Source organism: Pseudomonas sp. JQ36 (genome assembly GCF_053851495.1).
In genome coordinates this window covers 1,742,142-1,760,478 of sequence record NZ_CM132642.1, presented here as the reverse complement: position 1 = coordinate 1,760,478, position 18,337 = coordinate 1,742,142, and the positions used below count along the sequence as shown (strand labels likewise).

Sequence of the window (18,337 nt, the reverse complement as noted above, 5' to 3'; positions counted from 1 at the left end):
TTTGCCCGGCAGGTTGGGCATAGCCGGTACCGCACCTATGGGAACTAAGGCTATGCCGGTTTTTGTGAAAGGAATATGAAAAACCGGTGGGCGAATCGTTTATCTGTGACTTATACAGCCGCCGTTCAGACTTCTGCCGTTCATCGTGGTTTTTAGTCAGCCAGTGCGGTTCAAGTACCTTCTTTACTTCAAGTACATTGCATTTTTTAGTTGTTGTAGTGCTGTACGTTTTTTACTTAAGGTTTAACGTTTGATTGATTTAGTTGCTGCAAACCCCGACGCACCAAAAACCAACCCGATGAGCCTGTACCTCGCGCGTTTGGCGCCTTCCAGCCAACTGACCATGCGCTACGTGCTGCAAGACGCGGCCGATCGCCTGGGGTTTGAAGACATGAATGTCGAGGAGATTCCCTGGCATGCCTTGCAACCGGAAGATGTTGTAGCGCTGGTCGCTGCATTACGCGCAGACAACTACGCACCCAACACTTCTTCGTTGTATGTGAATGCGGTGCGCGGGGTCATGAATGAGGCCTGGCGCATGAGCCTGATCACTCAGGAACATCTTTTAAAGATGCGTTCGGTAAAGGGCATTGCCGGCACGCGGTTGTCTCAGGGGCGCAATCTCAAGCGCACATTGATTCACGAGTTGATGGAAGTCTGCGCCGCCGACCCGCGCCCACAGGGCCTGCGTGATGCGGCAATCATTGCGTTGCTGTACGGCACCGGTATGCGCAAGTCGGAATCGGTGGATCTGGACTTGAATCAGGTCGACTTCACGGAACGCAGCCTGTGCGTCACCGGTAAAGGCAACAAACAGCTGATCAAATACGCACCGGCATGGGCGTTCAGCAAACTTGATGCGTGGCTCGAACTGCGCCGTTCACAGCTCAAGGAGGGCGAGAGCGACGATGCCTTCCTGTTCAACCGTATTCGCCGTGGCAGCCACATCACCCGCGAGCGCATCACCAAGCATGCGATCTACTACATCGCTCGCCAGCGCGGCACGCAGGTCGGGGTGAAGATCATGCCGCACGACTTCCGTCGCTCGTTCATCACTCGGGTGATCGAGGAGCATGACCTGTCGATCGCGCAGAAACTCGCGCATCACAGCAACATCCAGACCACCGCCAATTACGATGTGCGCGATGACAACGAGCGGCGGCGGGCGGTGGATCGCTTCGATCTCTGATCAACGCGACGGTCATGGTTGGCTCTGGGCAAAGATGAAGATTTCCAGGTTGCCACGCCGCCAGTGCTGGCCATCGACCGGCAGCAGCGCCAGTTGTTGCTCGTCAGAGGTGCTGTTGACGCGCATCACCACACCCACCGAGCCTTTTTTGCGCGCTTGGGTCATCCACTCGCTGACGCCGTCGAGGCTGACCTTGCGTGACGCCATGGCCGGGTCATCGAGACCGTACTTGAGTTCGCTGACGGTGTTGAACAGGTCCACCTGCGGGCGACGCAAGCGCCATGACAACGCGGAGGCTGCGCCCAGGTCGTTACTCAGCAACGAGCTGGTTTCGCTCAGTGCCTGCTGATGCTCGGCAATGAACTGATCCGGCATCTTGCTGTTGACGATGGTCGCTGGCATCGCCGCCGGCAGCAACGCGACGAGCAGGCCGATGCCCAACGCCGGCATCGCCCACAGCGTCAGCGGGCGCAGCACTTGCAAGGCGTTGCTGATGATCCAGCCGACCAGCACGATGTACAGCAGCGACAGGCTGAACATCTCGCTGTTCTGGTAGGTCTCCCGGGTCGCCTGTACATACAGCAGCGCGACCAGCGCCGCGCTTGCCAGCAGGGTGTTGATCACGCCATTGGCGCGCAAGACGCGGCCGTTGCCCGTATTGAGCCAGTTGATCAAGGTGTGGCCCATCAACAACGCCAGTGGCAGCAGGCACGGCATGATGTAAGTCGGCAGTTTGCCGCTGCTGAGGCTGAAGAATGCCAGCGGGAGCAGGAACCACAGGGCGAGGAAGGCGATTTTCGGCTCGCGTTTTTCCCGCCAGATGCGCATCAGCGTCGACGGCAGCAGCACTGCCCATGGCAGGGTAGCGGCGAACAACAGCGGCAGGTAGAACCACCATGGCCGGGCGTGCTGGGCATCTTCACCCGCGGCAAAACGGCGAATGTGTTCGTGCCAGAAGAAAAAACGCCAGAAATCCGCTTCCCGAGAGTGAACAGCGAGCCCCCACGGCAGGCTGATCAGCGTTGCCACCAGCACCGCGAGTGGCCCATAACGCAGCAGTTCACCGAAGCGACGCTGCCAGATCATGTAGGGCAGGGCGATCAGCACTGGCAGCAGCAGGGCGAGAAAACCCTTGGTCATCAGCCCCATGCCGCAGGCGATGCCCAGCAGAGTCCAACTCCCGAGCCGTGCACCTGTGGTTTTGCTGTCGATCGCGAACCACACCGCGACCAGACTCAGGTTGACCCACAAGGTGAACTGCGGATCGAGGTTCGCGTATCCGGCCTGACCGGCAACCAAGCCGAAACTCATGTACAGCAAGGCGCAAGTCGCGCTGGTACGCGGGTTGTTCCACAGTCGGCGGGCCAGCAGATACGCCAGCCAGACGCTGAGCCCGGAGCTCAACGCCGAGGCAATACGTACACCAAACAGGTTGTCACCGAAAATGGCCTGACCGATGGCAATCATCCAGTAACCGGCAATCGGCTTTTCGAAGTAGCGAATGCCCATGAAGTGCGGAGCGACCCAGTTACCGCTCAGGAGCATTTCCTGACTGATCTGGCCATAACGGGTTTCATCGGGAATCCAAAGCCCGTGGCTCATCAGTGGCAGCAGATAAAACACCACGAAAGCCAGTACCAGCCCGGGAATCGCCTTAAATAGACAAGACTGTATTGACTCAGCGCACAGTGCTAAACCTTTGAACCGCAACATTTCATTCAGCGCAACGTATGGTTGATGACGCGAGCCACTTTACGATGGTCTGTTTGAATGGTTGCTGAACACTCGGTTCAGGGGGAGGCGGTCAACTGTTCAGGACGCTGGCGGACACCCGCGCGGGTTGCCCGCCGCCTGACTGATGACGGCAGCCAGGCGTTTGACGTTGTTCTGTTGCGCGGCCACCAGGTCGTCGATGCTCGGGCCGGACGGAGTTTGCAAGGTTGAATGGCAGGTCAGCAGAGCATTGTCCGCCGCACCGCTCGGGCGCAGGCGCCATTTGACGTCGATCAGCCCGTATTGTCCGGGTATCGAATCAAACCGCTGCACATCGATGCGCACCGAGACATTGCCGCGACCGCCGGTATTGCTCAGTTGATCGTTCAAGGCACTGCGCAGCTCATCCGCCAGACTCGCCCCCCACCACTGGGTTTCCAGAATCGCCAGGCCGTTGTTGCCCTGACGGATGACGATTTGTGGGCGGTCGACCTGCGGCGGCACGCTGATCCCCTCGATCGGAATCTGCGCGCCGGCCCGGGACGGCGGCAGTTGCACCGGGGTCAGGGTGTGAAAGTTGATCGGCTCGCTGCGGCAGGCGCCAAGCAGCATGAACGCAGCGAGCACGGTGATCTTCAGCGGTAAAGCCATGGGGTAGCTCCTGTGCTCAATTGCGTGGCGGTCCTTTCAGATCCAGCGGCGCCGCGTTGTCGGGACGACCGCGAATCAGCGATTCGGGATGGCGGCCGAGATAATCCGACAGCTCACGCAGCGAACGCGACATGCGCCCCAGTTCGTCGAGGGTCTCGGTGAGTTTCTCGCGCTGCGGCGAATCCTCGGCCAGGGTCGAGCTGGCGGACTGCAGGGTCTTGCTGACGTCGGCCAGGGTGGTCTGCACGCTCGGCAGGGTTTTCGCGTTGAACTGGGTCAGGCCTTTGCGCAGCTCCACGAGGTTGCTGTCGAGGTTGCCGGCAATCCGCTCGACCGGCAGTTTGTTGAGCTTGTCGACCACCGCTTCGAGTTTTTCCTGCAACTGTTCGAGGCTGCCGGGCACGGTTGGCAAGACCACCGGCCGAGCCGTCGCGTCGAAGGCGATTTTCTCGGCTTTCGGGAAGAAATCCAGCGCGATGTACAACTGCCCGGTCAGCAGGTTGCCGCTGCGGGCCTGGGCGCGCAGGCCGTTGTCGACGAAGGTACCGAGCAGACGAATGCCGGCCGCTTCGTCGTTAGGATCGTGCTTGAATTCGGTGAGCATCTTTTTGTAGGCCTGACCCAGGCGCTGCGGGTAAATGACGATGCCGACGTTAAGCGGGAAGGTGCGTTTCTTCGCGTCGAAATCCAGATTGATGCCGACCACCCGGCCGATCTCCATGCCGAGAAATTCTACCGGCGCATCGACCTTGAGCCCGCGCAAGGACTGTTCGAAACGCAGCACCATGTATTGCGCCTTGCCGTTGGGCGGGGCGAGGGCGGTCTGCTGATCGGCGAACAGTTCGAAGTCCTTGTCGTCGGCAGCGGCTACATCGTTGGGGCTGTAATCCGGCGCACGGAAGGCAATGCCGCCGACCAGCATGGTGGACAGTGATTCGGTCTTCACCGCAAAGCCGTTGGCGCCGACATTGATATCGATGCCGCTGGCGTTCCAGAACCGGGTGTTTTCGGTGACGAACGCGTCGTTCGGCGAATGGATGAACACCTCGATGTCCACGCCTTTGCCCTCGGGATTGAGGGTGTAGGTCACGACCTGGCCGACCGGAATCTTGCGGTAGTAAACCGGCGAACCGATATCCAGCGAGCCCAGATCCGGCGCATGCAGCATGAAACGCTTGCCCGGTTCGCCGTAGGTGATCGGCGGTGGATTCTCCAGGCCCTCGAAGCGTTTGGCGCGGCTGTCGGCCTGACCGATATCGGCGCCGATGTAGTCGCCGGAGAGCAGGGTGTCGATGCCCGACACGCCACCGGCGCCGATGCGCGGACGCACGACCCAGAATTGCGAGTCTTTGCGGGTAAAGGTTTCAGCCTGTTTGGACAGTTTGATTGTGGCGTCGACACTTTTCTGATCGCCGCTCAACTCGACGTCAGTCACCTGACCGATCACCACATTGCGGTATTTGACTTCGGTCTTGTTGGCGGTCAGGCCGCTGCCGGTCTTGAAGTTGACGACGATGGTCGGGCCTTCCTGCATCAGGTTGTGCACCACCAGCGAAATACCGACCAGCACCGCGACGATCGGCACGATCCACACCAGTGAAATACTGAAACGACGCGTCTTGATCGGCGCTTGGCCCGGTGCTCGTGGCTCATCGGCGGCTGACGACTTCATCCATGTCCTCCTCGGTTTTGTGGATGCTGAGCGTCAGGAACGCAAAAGCACTTCATCAATATAGAAGTGCTTGGCGATAGAGCAAATAAGGTTACGTGTAGGAGCTGCCGAAGGCTGCGATCTTTTGATCTTGGTTTTTAAGGTCAAAAGATCGCAGCCTTCGGCAGCTCCTACAGGGGCGAGCGTTAGCCGAGGATTTCACGCAGGCGATACCAGAACATGCCCAGTGCCAGCAGCGGCGAACGCAGGGCCGGGCCGCCGGGGAAGGTCATGTGCGGCACGGCGCTGAACACGTCCATGCCCTGACTGTGGCCGGCGTGAATGGCCTCGCCCAGCAGCTTGGCGCACCAGTGCGTGACGTTGAGGCCGTGACCGGAGTAACCCTGAGCGTAGAACACGTTCGGCTGCTGCTTGAGCCGGCCAACCTGCGGGAAGCGGTTGGCGGTGATGCCGATCTTGCCGCCCCATTGATAGTCGATGCGCACGTCCGCCAGTTGCGGGAAGACCTTGAGCATCTTCGGGCGCATGTAGGCGGCGATGTCCGCCGGATCGCGGCCCGAATAGTGACAGGCGCCGCCAAACAGCAGGCGTCGGTCCGCCGAGAGCCGGTAGTAATCGAGGCCGACTTTCTGGTCGCACAACGCGAGGTTGTGCGGGATGAGTTGCGCGGCACGAGCTTCGGACAACGGCTCGGTGGCGATGATGTAACTGCCGGCGGGCAGTACCTTGCCGCTGAGTTGCTGTTCGAGTTCCTCCAGATGCGCATTGCAACCGAGCACCAGACTGCCGGCTCGCACGCTGCCGGTGGCGCAGCGCACTTCAACGGTTTCGCCATGAATGATCTGCAGCACCGGGCTTTGCTCGAAGATCCGTACACCGAGGGACGCCGCCAGACGCGCTTCGCCCTGCACCAGATCCAGCGGATGCAGATGGCCGGAGCCCATGTCGATCAGACCCCCCGCGTAAACGTCGGCGTTGACCACTTGCTGACGGATCAGCTCCGGGCCGACCAAGCGGGTCTGATGTTGATAGCCGAGTTCGTCGAGGCTGACCTGTTCGTCCTTGAACGCAGCGAACTGTGCGGGGGTGTTGGCCAGTTCACAGAAGCCCCAGCGCAAGTCGCACTCGATGGCGTTCTCGGTGATGCGCTGGCGCACCAGTTCCACCGAGTCGATGCCGGCGCGCTGCAAGTAACGCACGCCGTCATTGCCGACGTAACGGGCAAAGCCTTCGACCTCATGACCGATACCGCGAATCAATTGACCGCCATTGCGCCCGCTGGCGCCCCAGCCGATGCGCCGGGCTTCGATCAACACCACCGACAGCCCGCGCTGCGCCAGTTCAATCGCGGTGTTGACCCCGGTGAACCCGCCGCCGATCACGCAGACATCGGCGCTGAGATCAGCGTCAAGTGCCGGCCAGGGCGTGCTGGCCCGGGCCGAAGCGGCGTAATAGGAGCGGGCGTGTTCTTTGCTGTACTGATTCATTTGTTCGACTTCACTTTGCTCCAGGACCGGGTCATCAGACGCATGATCGACTGGGGCGGGGTAGAGGAGATGTAGAGCTTGTCCAGTACCGCCTGCGACGGGTAGACCTCGGGATTGTTCACCAGCGCCTGATCCATGTACTGCTTGGCAGCCGGGTTCGGGTTGGCGTAACCGACCGAAGCGCTGACCTTGGCGATCACTTGCGGATCGAGCAGGTAATTGATGAAGGCGTGGGCTTCCTTGGTGTTGCTGGCGTCGGCCGGGATCGCCAGCAGGTCGAACCACAGGTTGGCGCCTTCCTTGGGAATCGCATAGGCGATGTTCACCCCGTTGTTGGCTTCCTTGGCCCGGTTGGCCGCCTGGAACACGTCGCCGGAGTAACCGAAGGCTACGCAGATGTCGCCATTGGCCAGGTCGGAAACGTATTTCGAGGAGTGGAAATAGGTGATGTACGGGCGGATGCTCAGCAGTTTCGCTTCAGCCTTTTTATAGTCTTCCGGGTTTTCGCTGCGTGGGTCCATGCCCATGTAGTTGAGGATCGCCGGGAACACTTCGTCCGCCGAGTCCATCATCGACACGCCGCACTGGGTGAGTTTCTTCAGGTTTTCCGGCTCGAACAGCACCGCCCAGGAATCGATGTGATCGATGCCGAGCACAGCCTTGACCTTGTCGACGTTGTAGCCGATGCCGTTGGTGCCCCACAGGTACGGTACCGAATGCTGGTTGCCCGGGTCGTTCTTCTCAAGCAATTCGAGCAGCTTGGGATCGAGATTCTTCCAGTTCGGCAACTGCTCGCGATCAAGTTTGAGGAACGCGCCGGCCTTCACCTGACGCGCGAGGAAGTGATTGGACGGCACCACCACGTCGTAGCCGGTACGGCCGGCGAGGAGTTTGCCTTCCAGGGTTTCGTTGGAGTCAAAAACGTCGTAGATCACCTTGATCCCGGTCTTGGCCTGGAAGTCGGCGAGGGTGGTTTCACCGATGTAGTCGGTCCAGTTGTAGACGCTGACCTGTGGCTGGGCCAGGGCTGCGGTGCTGCACAACAGCGCCAGTGCGGCGGGAACCATGGATTTCAATAGACGCATATCGACACCTCTTCGATTTTTTTGGATTTTTCAGGTGGTTCGCTAATTCCTGTGGGAGGGGACTTGCTCCCGAAGAGGCCGGCACATTCAACATTTCTGTGACTGACAGACCGCTTTCGGGAGCAAGCCCCCTCCCACAAAAGCCCATCCCACAGAGGTGAAGGGGCTTTGTGGGATGGATCAGACGCTAAGCAGCAGGAACTCGCGCTCCCAGGAGCTGATCACGCGCTTGAAGTTTTCATGCTCGGCGCGTTTGACTGCGACGTAGCCGCGCACGAACTTGTTGCCCAGGTATCGGGCAACGGTGTCGCACTCTTCCATTTGCGTCAGCGCGTCTTCGATGGTGATCGGCAGGCGCAGGTTGCGGCGTTCGTAGGCGCGGCCTTCGACGGCGGCACTCGGTTCGATGCCTTCGACCATGCCGATGTAGCCACACAGCAGGCTCGCGGCGATCGCCAGATACGGGTTGGCATCGGCGCCCGGCAGGCGGTTTTCCACGCGCATGGCTTCCGGCCCGGAGGTCGGTACTCGCAGGCCGACGGTGCGGTTTTCTTCGCCCCACTCGACGTTCACCGGTGCCGAAGTGTCTGGCAGGAAGCGGCGGAACGAGTTGACGTTGGGTGCGAACATCGGCAGCACTTTCGGTATGTACTTCTGCAGGCCGCCGATGTGATGGCGGAACAGCTCGCTCATTGTGCCGTCGGCATTGGCGAAGATCGGCTTGCCGGTGGCGATCTCCACCACGCTCTGGTGCAAGTGCATGGCGCTGCCGGGCTCGTCGCCAATCGGTTTGGCCATGAACGTGGCGGTGACGTTGTGCTTGAGCGCCGCTTCGCGCAGGGTGCGTTTGAACACGGTGATCTGGTCGGCCAGATCCAGTGCGTCGCCGTGACGGAAGTTGATTTCCATCTGGGCCGGGCCGTCTTCGTGGATCAGTGTGTCCAGGTCCAGACCTTGCAGCTCGCACCAGTCGTAGACGTCTTCGAACAGCGGATCGAATTCGTTGGCGGCATCGATCGAGAACGACTGCCGGCCGCTTTCGGCACGGCCCGAACGGCCCAGCGGCGCCTTGAGTGGCAGGTCCGGGTCTTCGCAGCGCTGGGTCAGGTAGAACTCCATTTCCGGTGCAACAATCGGCTTCCAGCCCTTGTCGGTGTACAGCTGCAGGACTTTCTTCAGCACGTTGCGCGGCGACAGTTCGATCGGGTTGCCGAACTTGTCGAAGGTGTCGTGGATGACGATGGCGGTCGGCTCGATCGCCCATGGAATCACATACACGGCGTCGCTCACCGGTTTGCAGACCATGTCGATGTCGGCCGGGTCGAGCAGGTCGTAGTAGATGTCGTCGTCGACAAAATCCCCGGTTACCGTTTGCAGCAGCACACTTTCCGGCAGGCGCATGCCTCGCTCATGCAGGAACTTGTTGGTCGGTGCGATCTTGCCGCGGGCAATGCCGGTCAGGTCGCTGACCACACATTCAACTTCGGTAATCTTGTGATCTTTCAGCCACGTGAACAGCTGATCGAAAGGGGCATTCATAAAGACCTCGTTATTGGTTTTATAGACGCCGGGGAGGGCGGGTTTCATCTTCCGCCCCTTCCCCTGTGGCGCGTTGGCGACTATCTTGGGCGTGCCTTGCCGTTCCATCTATCCACTTTAAGCAGCACCAAAGCGCACCAAAAGAGTGCGCAAGGTCTCCCATGACAACGTGTAATCCGCTTCAGGTTCAGGCTTTCAATACCGCTGATGTCACCGAACAGATCCGCGCCACGCCGGGTTGGGTCCAGCATTACCAGCAGATGTCTCCCGGCCATTTCGCCGGGCAGATCCGCTATCTGGACCTGGAGGGTGTGCAGGTCTACGAAGAACAGATGAACACCCGCGTCGAGCAGACATTCAGCGCGCCATCGGGTGCCTTGGCGTTCTGTTTTGATCGCAGCGACAACGCGCTGTATCTGCTCAACGAAGACAGCCGCAACATCTGGATCACCCCGGAGAACTACCAGGAAATCGCCGTGGTGTTCGGCCCGGAATTCGTCCGTCAGCACAGTCTGGAGGTGGCGAGACTCGATGGATTGTTCATGGCACCGCTTAACTGCGGGCAGAACGCTTTGTTCAGTCGCTGGTTAAGCTCAACTCTCACGAAGTTGTCGCAAGCTGTTGATCCGTTTGATAAAGACTCACTGACTCAACAGTTACTCGAAGACTGCCTGTTCATCCTCGACAACGCACACACCCGTCTTGATCGCGGCGGATTACAGCGGCGTAGCGAAGAACGGATGATCATGAAGCGAGTCGGGGAGTGGGCAGCGGATTCGCCGGAAGACACCGTCAATCTGCTCGAACTGTCGAAGGTCGCAGGGGTGCCGTTGCGACAATTGCAGCAGGCATTCAAGGCCTACACCGGGATGACCCCGAGTCACTGGTTGCGCCTGCGCCGGCTGAACAGCGCACACCGCGAATTGCTCAAGCGCCGGCCTACCGAAACTACTGTGGCCGAGGTGGCGATGCGGTGGTCGTTCTGGCATCTGGGGCGGTTTTCCAGCAGTTATCGGGCGCTGTTCAAAGAGCTGCCGAGCGAGACGCTGAAACGCTAGAGATTGCAGTAACGGGCAAAAAGATCTTGTGTCCCAAGCGAAGTTAAATAGAATCAGTCTCATTTGAATCTAACTTCGCGCAGGGTCTCCCGAGATGATTGAAGCCGCCACGCCATCGGAGCAGAGCCTGCACGCGCTGTACCGCGATCACCGGGGCTGGCTGGAAACCTGGCTGCGTCGACGCATGGGCAATGCGTGGGATGCGGCGGATCTGAGTCAGGACACCTTCTTGCGCGTGCTGTGCAGCGCTCAACCCATTGCCGACATGCGCGAGCCTCGTGCTTATCTGCTGACCGTGGGCAAACGCCTGTTGAGCAACTTCTACAGCCGCCGCAGTCTGGAAAAAGCCTACCTCGAAGCCCTCGCGCAACTGCCGGAGGAGTGCGTGCCATCGCCCGAGCAGCGTTGGCTGCTGCTGGAAACCCTGCAAGCGCTGGACGAATTGCTCGATGGTTTGCCGCGAGCAGTGCGTCGGGCGTTTTTATGGAGTCAGCTTGAAGGCCTCGGTTACCGCGAAATCGCCGAGCGCCTGCAAGTGTCCGAGCGCACCGTCAAACGTTACATGGCGCAGGCCTACGAGCATTGTCTGCTGGTGGATCTTTGATGCGCGTTGCCCCCAGTGATGAAGCCCGCGAGGTCGCCCGCGCCGCCGCGCAATGGCTGGCGTTGATTGAGTCCGGCGAAGCGGGCGCTGACGATCATGCGCAATTGCAGGCCTGGCGCAACAGCGATAGCCGGCATGAACACGCGTGGCAGAAAATCCAGCGCTTGCGCGAACGGTTTTCCGCTCTGCCTTCTGCGTTGGCCATGGCTACGCTGGATCGTCCGGATCCTGCGCGTCGGGCCGCGCTGAAACGCGCGCTCGGCATCGCGGCACTGGTGCCGGCGGCCTGGCTGATCAGTCGGCAACTGCCGCTGGATGTCTGGCGCGCGGATTTGCACACCAGCACTGGTGAACACAAGCGATTGCGGCTCGCGGATGGCAGTGCGTTGCAGCTGAATACCGACAGCGCCGTCAATGTGGATCTTGCTGCCGGTCAGCTGACACTGGTGCGTGGCGAGATGGCGCTCGACGTGCCAGGCAACTCAGCCCTGATCATCAATGTTCCGTACGGGCGGATCATCGTCAGTCACAGTGAGATTTGCGTGCGTCTCAATGAGCGTGACTGCAATGTGTCGGTGGTCAGTGGCTCGGTGCAGTTGCAACCGTCAAGCGGGCCAGCGCTGATCCTCAATCAGGGCCAGCAGATCAGGCTGCAGGCGTCTGGCGCGGGTGCTGTCCGAGCGTTTGACGCCTCGATGCCGAGCTGGCGCGACGGTGTATTGATGGCGCAAAACCAGCCGCTGGGGGATTTTCTGCGCGAATTGAGCCGTTATCGCCCAGGCGTGCTGCGCTGGGACCCGGAGCTGGAGGCGCTGCGTATTACCGGCAGTTTTCGTTTGGATAACACCGATCAAGTGCTCTCACTGTTGGCGGCCAGCCTGCCGATCGACGTGCAGAAGCGCACGCGCTTTTGGGTCTCTCTCGTTCCGCGAAATCCCTCTCAGTCTAAAAAAACAGCTTGAGATCTGTCCCTTTTTTTCGCCTCGCTGGTCATTCCAGGCAAGTGAACCAAATCGAGAGCTTTTTCCTATGCCTGCAGTATTTCCAGGTCGTTTGCGTCCGTTGTTGCAGTTGAGCCTTTTGTTGAGCCTGAGTGCCAGCCCCCTGTTGATCCCCTGCAGTTGGGCGGAAAGCGCCGACCGCCGCGCTTATCAGGTGCCTGCCGGCAGCCTGGGTGCTGCGCTGACCCGTTTTGCCGGACTGGCCGGGGTCAATCTGTCGGTAGATCCTGCACTGGTCAGCGGGCGCAACAGCAATGGTTTGTCGGGTGAGTTCGGCGTGGAGGAGGGCTTCACCCGGTTGTTGCTGGGGTCCGGTCTACAGCTGCAACCGGCGGGCGATCGTGCTTACACAGTCATTCCGGCGCCGGACGGCGGCAGCCTGGAACTGGCACCTACTTCGATTCTTGGATCGACGGGTAGCACGGATTCCGAGGTCTTTGCCGGTGGCCAGGTGGCGCGCCGAGGCTCGCAAGGGTTGCTGGGTTCCAAGGATTTCATGGAAACCCCTTTCAGCATGACCACCTACACCAGCGAAACGGTGAAAAACCAGCAGGCCCGCACTCTGGGCGATCTGATCGCCAACGATCCCTCGGTGCGTGCGACCAACCCGGCAGGCGGCCGTTATGAGCAATTCACCATCCGCGGTTTCAGTCTGTTCAACAGCGACGTGGCCTATAACGGCCTCTACGGTGTCTTGCCGACTTATACGATCGACATGGAAATGGCCGAGCGCGTCGACATCCTCAAAGGCCCGAGCCAACTGATCAACGGGATTTCGCCACGGGGCAGTGTAGGAGGGGGGATCAACGTGGTGCCCAAGCGTGCCGGCGATCAGCCGAATACGTCGCTGACGGCCAGTTACGCCTCGAACAATCAGCTCGGCGGTGCCGTCGACATCGGCCGTCGCTTTGGTGAGGACAACCAGTTCGGGCTGCGTTTCAACGGCGTCAAACAATCGGGTGACACCGAATGGGATCACCAGAGCGTCGATCGCGACATGGCTGTGCTGGGCCTGGATTTTCGCGGTGAGCGCCTGCGACTTTCTACCGATATCGGTCATACCGAGCGCGATACCGATGCGCCGCAAGAACGTGTGCAGGTCGGTGCAAACGCTAAAGTTCCTGATGCTGATGATGTGCGCGACAACTACGCGCAACCCTGGAGCCAGGCGCGAACCAAGGATACGTTTGGCACGCTCAATGGCGAGTTCGACGTCAGCGATTCGGTCATGTTGTATGGCGGCGTCGGCGCCCGTAAAAGTAACCACGATTTCCTTCGGCATGCGGTGTCGGTGACCAACGACGCCGGCGACTTCAGCGTTCAACCGCGGGACTTCACCCGTGACGAAAATGTCCGGACTGCCACGGCGGGTGTGCGCAACTGGTTCCATACCGGTTCAGTCAGCCACGAGCTCAACCTGGCGGCCAGTTACTTCTACATGGACTTCGAAAATGGTGGCGCGCGGTATGCAGCAGGGCGCAGCAATCTGTATGACCCGGTGGAAACCACGAAGCCTCGCACGCCAACACGCTACGACGCCAAGGTCTACACGGAAAACCGCTTCAGCGGCGTAGCACTGTCCGATACGCTGGGCTTCTTCGATGATCGCCTGCAGCTGACCCTTGGCGCCCGTTGGCAAAGGGTTCAAGTCGACGACTGGAGCGATGACGTGAAGGGCGACACGGCTTATGACGAAGAAAAGCTTTCGCCATCGGGCGGCATTCTGTTCAAGGCGACGGACAAGTTGTCGCTCTACGCCAACTACATGGAAGGACTCAGCCAAGGGAAAATCGCGCCATCGACGTCAGTCAACGAGGATGAAATCTTCCCGCCTTTTATCAGCCGACAAGTCGAAGTCGGGGCCAAATATGACGCGGGTTCGTATGCGCTGACAGCGTCCGTGTTTCGGATCAAACAGCCTGCGTACGAAACCAACGCCACGACACGAGTCTTCGGCCCGAACGGCAAACGACAGAACGACGGGGTGGAGTTGAGTGTGTTCGGCGAGCCATACAAAGGGTTTCGATTGCTCGGCGGCCTGATGTACATCGACAGCGAACTGACCCAGACCACCAATGGAACCTTTGACGGGAACCGCGCACCCGCGACCCCCAAATACAACGTCAATCTCGGCGCAGAGTGGGATGTCCCAAGTGTGCAAGGGCTGACGCTGACAGGGCGCGGAATCTATTCGAGTTCGCAGTATCTGGATCAGTCCAACCAGAAGGAAATCGACTCATGGGAGCGATTCGACGTGGGGACGCGTTACGCCTTTAAACTGGACGACAAGACCATCACCGTACGCGCCAATGTCGAGAACGTATTGGATAAACGCTACTGGAGTTCGGCGGGCGCATCAGATGACAGCGAACCCGGGTTGACGCTTTCGACGCCAAGGACTTATCTGCTATCGGCAACGGTGGATTTCTGAATGGTCTTCTCGAATAAACAGGTGCTCAAAAGAAGGGTATTTGCTTAGAAAACCGCCGATCTACTGTTAACTCCACTAAATAGCCGTTTAGTAGAGCTATCGCCGCATCTGTCCTTAAATCAATGGAGTGGGCCATGAATCGAGGGAAAACAAGCGTCATGGATTTGATTGCGGCGCTGGGTCTGCTGCCTCATGTCGAGGGCGGCTATTTTCGCAGGACTTTTCAAGCAGATCAGCGCGCCATGCTGCAAACCGCCGGTGGCCCACGTTACCTGATGACTTCGATCTATTACTTGCTGACTGAAGATTCGCCGGTGGGTCAATTTCATTTCAACCAATCGGACATCCTGCATTTCTACCATCTGGGCGATCCTGTCGAGTACAGCATGATCCTCAGTAATGGTGAGTTACGAACGCTGGTGATGGGTAGCGACGTTCTTGCAGGCCAGCCTTTGCAAATGCACGTGCCTGGTGGAATCTGGAAAGCTTCGCGACTGCTTGAGGATGAGCACGGATTTGGATTGATCAGCGAAGCGGTGTCGCCGGGATTTGATTTTGCCGACATGGAGATGGGTGATCGACGGAAACTGATTGCGCGATTTCCACAGCATCGCACGCTGATTGAAAAGCTGACGCGGGATGCTGATTGAAGGTCGCCAATTTCAGGCAAGGCCGCGGTTTTGAAAAGTCAGGTTTTGGGGGAATACGCTGGATTGAAATCTGGCGTGCAAACGGGCTAATCCTGAAACATATTGTTACGTGTAATGTATATTATGTTAAACGATGTATTACGCTGCGCGCCTTCCGTACCCAACGACTGTCTTGTGTTCAGAACTGAACATGCGAATCACCTTTCGCTGGAAATGGATGTGGAGTCGAATTGCCGACTACTTCGGTCTGCCTGCTGCCGATTATCCTGCGTTGATCAGCTTTCACCGCTTGAGAAGCAGATGGATAACGACCAAGCAGTATGGACGCAAATGGTTGCGGAACACGGTTTGAAAGAATCCGATATCGATCGTCTGGTGTCCCCATGGCACACAGATGCAGACCTCGGTCGCCCCATCGAAGTTGTCACGGATATGTCGAAAAGCCGTGCCATGGGCTTCACTGCCTATCAGGCGAGCGATCAGGCATTTTTCGACGTGTTCGACAAACTACGTGCGATGCGCTTGATACCCTAGGTTGTTCCAAACTGATAGCTGAGTGGCTCCCGTCCAGTAAGAAATACAGCGATTGCTTGATACTTACTTGGGCAAAACTCAAGCTTTTATAGCTAGGAGGGCTGCAGAAAATGGAAGCCTGGCTAAGCTCGCAATAGGTTTATGAAGCCGGGTTGGTCATAAGGACAGGCTGGGCAATGCTTTCTGAGCGAGAACAATGGAAATGCGCAAGAAATCTCAGTCATGGTTTGTCCCACTCCTTATTCTTTTCGCTGTCCTTTGGGCAATAGGCAAAAAAGACACGCCTCCCGTTCAGGTGCAACCGAGCCCCACTCCCCCTCCGAATACTCTGGTCTCATTCAACTCGGTTCCATCACCGCCACCTGCCCCCTTAGTTGATCAATACGTAAGCACAGACAAGCTAAATATCCGAGATCAACCAGGTGGAAAAGTAATCTCCAAGTTGAGCCGGGGAGCCAAGGTTCAGGTATTCGAAAAACGGGATGATTGGGTGCGCATAAGTGCCGATGGCCAACCTGCGAAGTGGCTTTCTTCCAAAAGCCTTTGTACCGGATCGAATTGCTACACCGCCTCTAAACCGAAACAGTCGCCTTCGCCGGTACAACCAATCCGGAGACAGGCTCCAGAATACGGATCCTCCTGCCCTTGTTCTTCCGGACACGTTTGTATCGGGCCACGAGGCGGTCGGTACTGCATCACTTCAGGTGGCAATAAGCGTTACGGTGTTTAAGCGATTGTTGGGGGCAGTACATTCAAGATCCGGTCAGTGCGTCTTCGATTTGGTATCGAACCCCTCCCAGCGATCGCGGTCTGCTTTGTACTACTCTCGGGAATAGATTCAATGTCTGCGCAACATACCCTTGTAATACTCGCTCGGGGAGGATACGCCGCTCGAGGAATGCTTTATTTGATCATCGGCATCTTCGCGCTGCTGGCAGCACTTGATTCGACAAAACCAAAGGACAGCCACAAGAGCCTGGAAGCTTTACTAAGCCAGCCATTCGGATATTTTCTAGTTGGCCTTGTGGTGGCAGGTCTGCTCGCATTTTCGGCTTGGCGTGTCTTGCAAGCTACGCGAGATGTCGATCATCACGGCAAAGAAATCAAAGGAGTGGTGATTCGCACTGGTCTGTTTGCCGGAGGTTTGGTCAACGCTGCTCTGGCGTTTTTTGCAGTCGGTCTACTCGTTAGCGGTATCAGAAGGTCGGGGGATTCCGGAGGGCAGACTAAAGACTGGCTAGCGCATCTTCTGTCGTGGGATCACTCGAATTTGTTGGTGTACCTGATCGCAATCATTCCGCTTGGTGTTGGAATTGCTCACATCATCAAAGGATGGAAGGCGTCGTTCGAGAAATATTTCGAGGCCGACGAGGACGTCATGCAGTACGTCCGGCCAGTGTCTCGGTTCGGTCTAATAGCCCGTGGAGTTGTGTTTATAGAAATTGCCTTACTTCTGGCAATTAGCGGTTCCACTTATCAGGCTATGGATCCACCTGGTATGAAAGAAGCGCTCGACGCTCTTCAGAATCTACCCGCTGGATGGCTGATTTTGATTGTGATGGCCCTAGGTCTGATTGCCTTCTCGGCTTACAGTTTCTCTGAGGCTTTCTGGCGCAAGATCAATATGGATGTGCCGGGAGTATCGAGGCCGTAGGTTACCGCATTTCAAAAGGCGAAGTTCTGAACTTTGCAATCACGTCGGCATGGCGTGGCAGGCGAATGGGCCAACGCAACAAACCGCCTAGAGCTGCATTACGGCAAGCGCCCTGCGCAGGGGCTCGTCGGATATCTGGATAGGGCCGTGGAAAGGAACATCCATGTCCAATACAAGGTAAACAGAAGCTGCGATGAGCAATGCCGAGATTATGAACATTCCAATTACCATCGAGTTTCGTGGTGCGCGATAACCAAAACTAGCGAAGATGAGTGTCAACCAGGCGGCCAGCATCCCGATCAAAGGGCCCGGAATCGCTCCCTCCGACTGCTCGACAATCCTCCAGCGTTGCTCGATAAGCGAGTGATATTGCTGACGGATATCCTGAAGCATCGTTTCATGGAAGCGATCCGGGGGCTTGATACCGGTTAACGACTTGCCGATGTCATCCAAGTATTTAGCCGCCTCACTGTTGCGATGCTGCAGTGCTTCGTCACCTCGGTACGGGTTTTCGATAGCTCGCTCGAGGTAAGTAATCAGGCGATTCCTCGTGTCTTGTGTAGCTTCTCCGTAGCCACGTAGCGTCCGGTCAAAAATGATCAGGCTGGTTGCATACCCATGGAAGTTCGCATCAATGGATTCGAAGGTATTTTTGGCAGAATTAATCATCAGGCCGAACACCAGCGATGTCATGACCACAAAAATGTTGGCTACCAAGCGAATGACGGTGTTGGTGTCGTCATCCCTATGATGGGCTGCCAGTCTTGGGTACCAGTGCATCATGAGAAGCGACGCTGCAACCAGGCACCCGAAAATGACCAGTGCGATCCAGAGTGAATTCATGCATTAGTGCTCTGACCGATTGATTCAAGTCTGTAAGCATTGTCAGTCGACGGCTCGCAGGATCTTGCTCGACTTATGCATAGCTGACTTTGGGAGTGACCACAATATTGGAATGGAATTCTTCGCTGGTCATTAGCAGGTATTGGCCGAACGTCGAAAAGCTCCAGCTATTGCAGATATTACCAGCAGCCAGGCATTCGCCAGGCTTGAGGCTGATCTGGGTATA

Annotated in this window: 15 protein-coding genes and 1 pseudogene; 9 read left to right on the top strand and 7 right to left on the bottom strand. The window is 58.0% G+C overall.

What is annotated here, in order from left to right:
- Positions 1-298 precede the first annotated feature (298 nt).
- The gene (locus ACS4NR_RS07880) at positions 299-1,189 is read left to right on the top strand and encodes a site-specific integrase (protein ID WP_095135848.1); all 891 of its coding nucleotides are present in this window, start codon (positions 299-301) and stop codon (positions 1,187-1,189) included.
- Positions 1,190-1,201: 12 nt separating this feature from the next.
- Here ACS4NR_RS07880 and arnT read toward each other — a convergent pair whose 3' ends face one another.
- The 6 genes from arnT to ACS4NR_RS07850 form a co-directional block, all read right to left on the bottom strand.
- Positions 1,202-2,902, bottom strand: coding sequence for a lipid IV(A) 4-amino-4-deoxy-L-arabinosyltransferase (gene arnT / locus ACS4NR_RS07875; RefSeq protein ID WP_456019616.1), 1,701 nt, complete (start codon positions 2,900-2,902; stop codon positions 1,202-1,204).
- Between the two features lie 99 nt (positions 2,903-3,001).
- On the bottom strand, positions 3,002-3,553 hold the full coding sequence (locus tag ACS4NR_RS07870; protein ID WP_095135844.1) for a PqiC family protein: 552 nt from the start codon (positions 3,551-3,553) through the stop codon (positions 3,002-3,004).
- A 16-nt stretch (positions 3,554-3,569) separates the two neighbouring features.
- Positions 3,570-5,225, bottom strand: a complete 1,656-nt coding sequence (locus ACS4NR_RS07865; protein WP_456019615.1) for a PqiB family protein — start codon at positions 5,223-5,225, stop codon at positions 3,570-3,572.
- 185 nt (positions 5,226-5,410) lie between these two features.
- Positions 5,411-6,712 carry an NAD(P)/FAD-dependent oxidoreductase gene (locus ACS4NR_RS07860; RefSeq protein WP_456019614.1) on the bottom strand — a complete coding sequence of 434 codons (1,302 nt, stop codon included), beginning with the start codon at positions 6,710-6,712 and terminating at the stop codon, positions 5,411-5,413.
- Positions 6,709-7,797, bottom strand: a complete 1,089-nt coding sequence (locus ACS4NR_RS07855) for a polyamine ABC transporter substrate-binding protein (RefSeq protein ID WP_456019613.1) — start codon at positions 7,795-7,797, stop codon at positions 6,709-6,711. The genes ACS4NR_RS07860 and ACS4NR_RS07855 overlap by 4 nt, the downstream gene beginning before the upstream one ends.
- Positions 7,798-7,977: 180 nt before the next feature.
- Positions 7,978-9,336, bottom strand: coding sequence for a glutamine synthetase family protein (locus ACS4NR_RS07850; protein ID WP_095135836.1), 1,359 nt, complete (start codon positions 9,334-9,336; stop codon positions 7,978-7,980).
- Positions 9,337-9,497: 161 nt separating this feature from the next.
- On the opposite strand from ACS4NR_RS07850, the gene ACS4NR_RS07845 reads away from it, so the two are divergent.
- The 8 genes and pseudogenes from ACS4NR_RS07845 (at position 9,498) to ACS4NR_RS07810 (ending at position 17,268) form a co-directional block, all read left to right on the top strand.
- Positions 9,498-10,394, top strand: a complete 897-nt coding sequence (locus ACS4NR_RS07845) for a helix-turn-helix domain-containing protein (protein ID WP_166495752.1) — start codon at positions 9,498-9,500, stop codon at positions 10,392-10,394.
- A gap of 94 nt (positions 10,395-10,488) precedes the next feature.
- On the top strand, positions 10,489-10,998 hold the full coding sequence (locus tag ACS4NR_RS07840) for a sigma-70 family RNA polymerase sigma factor (RefSeq protein ID WP_456019612.1): 510 nt from the start codon (positions 10,489-10,491) through the stop codon (positions 10,996-10,998).
- Positions 10,998-11,960 (top strand): FecR domain-containing protein, encoded by a 963-nt coding sequence (locus tag ACS4NR_RS07835; RefSeq protein WP_456019611.1) that lies wholly within the window; start codon positions 10,998-11,000, stop codon positions 11,958-11,960. Before ACS4NR_RS07840 ends, ACS4NR_RS07835 begins: the two co-directional genes overlap by 1 nt.
- 67 nt (positions 11,961-12,027) lie before the next feature.
- Complete coding sequence (locus ACS4NR_RS07830) at positions 12,028-14,430, top strand: TonB-dependent siderophore receptor (protein ID WP_456019610.1); 2,403 nt, start codon at positions 12,028-12,030, stop codon at positions 14,428-14,430.
- A gap of 134 nt (positions 14,431-14,564) precedes the next feature.
- Positions 14,565-15,080 carry a cupin domain-containing protein gene (locus ACS4NR_RS07825; RefSeq protein WP_456019609.1) on the top strand — a complete coding sequence of 172 codons (516 nt, stop codon included), beginning with the start codon at positions 14,565-14,567 and terminating at the stop codon, positions 15,078-15,080.
- A gap of 202 nt (positions 15,081-15,282) precedes the next feature.
- Positions 15,283-15,614 (top strand): annotated as a pseudogene (locus tag ACS4NR_RS07820) (NAD-dependent dehydratase); the annotation flags it as partial.
- Between the two features lie 196 nt (positions 15,615-15,810).
- Positions 15,811-16,344, top strand: a complete 534-nt coding sequence (locus ACS4NR_RS07815; RefSeq protein ID WP_456019608.1) for an SH3 domain-containing protein — start codon at positions 15,811-15,813, stop codon at positions 16,342-16,344.
- Between the two features lie 111 nt (positions 16,345-16,455).
- Positions 16,456-17,268 (top strand): DUF1206 domain-containing protein, encoded by an 813-nt coding sequence (locus ACS4NR_RS07810; RefSeq protein WP_456019607.1) that lies wholly within the window; start codon positions 16,456-16,458, stop codon positions 17,266-17,268.
- 87 nt (positions 17,269-17,355) lie between these two features.
- Here ACS4NR_RS07810 and ACS4NR_RS07805 read toward each other — a convergent pair whose 3' ends face one another.
- Complete coding sequence (locus ACS4NR_RS07805; RefSeq protein WP_095135822.1) at positions 17,356-18,111, bottom strand: bestrophin-like domain; 756 nt, start codon at positions 18,109-18,111, stop codon at positions 17,356-17,358.
- Positions 18,112-18,337: the final 226 nt, after the last annotated feature.

What these genes read in the sequence shown, in the direction of transcription:
- ACS4NR_RS07825 (WP_456019609.1), top strand. Translation starts at nt 14,565, where the DNA reads ATGAATCGAGGGAAAACAAGCGTCATGGATTTGATTGCGGCGCTGGGT.
- ACS4NR_RS07830 (WP_456019610.1), top strand. Translation starts at nt 12,028, where the DNA reads ATGCCTGCAGTATTTCCAGGTCGTTTGCGTCCGTTGTTGCAGTTGAGC.
- ACS4NR_RS07835 (WP_456019611.1), top strand. Translation starts at nt 10,998, where the DNA reads ATGCGCGTTGCCCCCAGTGATGAAGCCCGCGAGGTCGCCCGCGCCGCC.
- ACS4NR_RS07865 (WP_456019615.1), bottom strand. Translation starts at nt 5,225, where the DNA reads ATGAAGTCGTCAGCCGCCGATGAGCCACGAGCACCGGGCCAAGCGCCG.
- ACS4NR_RS07855 (WP_456019613.1), bottom strand. Translation starts at nt 7,797, where the DNA reads ATGCGTCTATTGAAATCCATGGTTCCCGCCGCACTGGCGCTGTTGTGC.
- ACS4NR_RS07805 (WP_095135822.1), bottom strand. Translation starts at nt 18,111, where the DNA reads ATGAATTCACTCTGGATCGCACTGGTCATTTTCGGGTGCCTGGTTGCA.
- ACS4NR_RS07845 (WP_166495752.1), top strand. Translation starts at nt 9,498, where the DNA reads ATGACAACGTGTAATCCGCTTCAGGTTCAGGCTTTCAATACCGCTGAT.
- ACS4NR_RS07850 (WP_095135836.1), bottom strand. Translation starts at nt 9,336, where the DNA reads ATGAATGCCCCTTTCGATCAGCTGTTCACGTGGCTGAAAGATCACAAG.
- ACS4NR_RS07840 (WP_456019612.1), top strand. Translation starts at nt 10,489, where the DNA reads ATGATTGAAGCCGCCACGCCATCGGAGCAGAGCCTGCACGCGCTGTAC.
- ACS4NR_RS07880 (WP_095135848.1), top strand. Translation starts at nt 299, where the DNA reads ATGAGCCTGTACCTCGCGCGTTTGGCGCCTTCCAGCCAACTGACCATG.
- ACS4NR_RS07815 (WP_456019608.1), top strand. Translation starts at nt 15,811, where the DNA reads ATGGAAATGCGCAAGAAATCTCAGTCATGGTTTGTCCCACTCCTTATT.
- ACS4NR_RS07810 (WP_456019607.1), top strand. Translation starts at nt 16,456, where the DNA reads ATGTCTGCGCAACATACCCTTGTAATACTCGCTCGGGGAGGATACGCC.
- ACS4NR_RS07870 (WP_095135844.1), bottom strand. Translation starts at nt 3,553, where the DNA reads ATGGCTTTACCGCTGAAGATCACCGTGCTCGCTGCGTTCATGCTGCTT.
- ACS4NR_RS07860 (WP_456019614.1), bottom strand. Translation starts at nt 6,712, where the DNA reads ATGAATCAGTACAGCAAAGAACACGCCCGCTCCTATTACGCCGCTTCG.
- arnT (WP_456019616.1), bottom strand. Translation starts at nt 2,902, where the DNA reads ATGTTGCGGTTCAAAGGTTTAGCACTGTGCGCTGAGTCAATACAGTCT.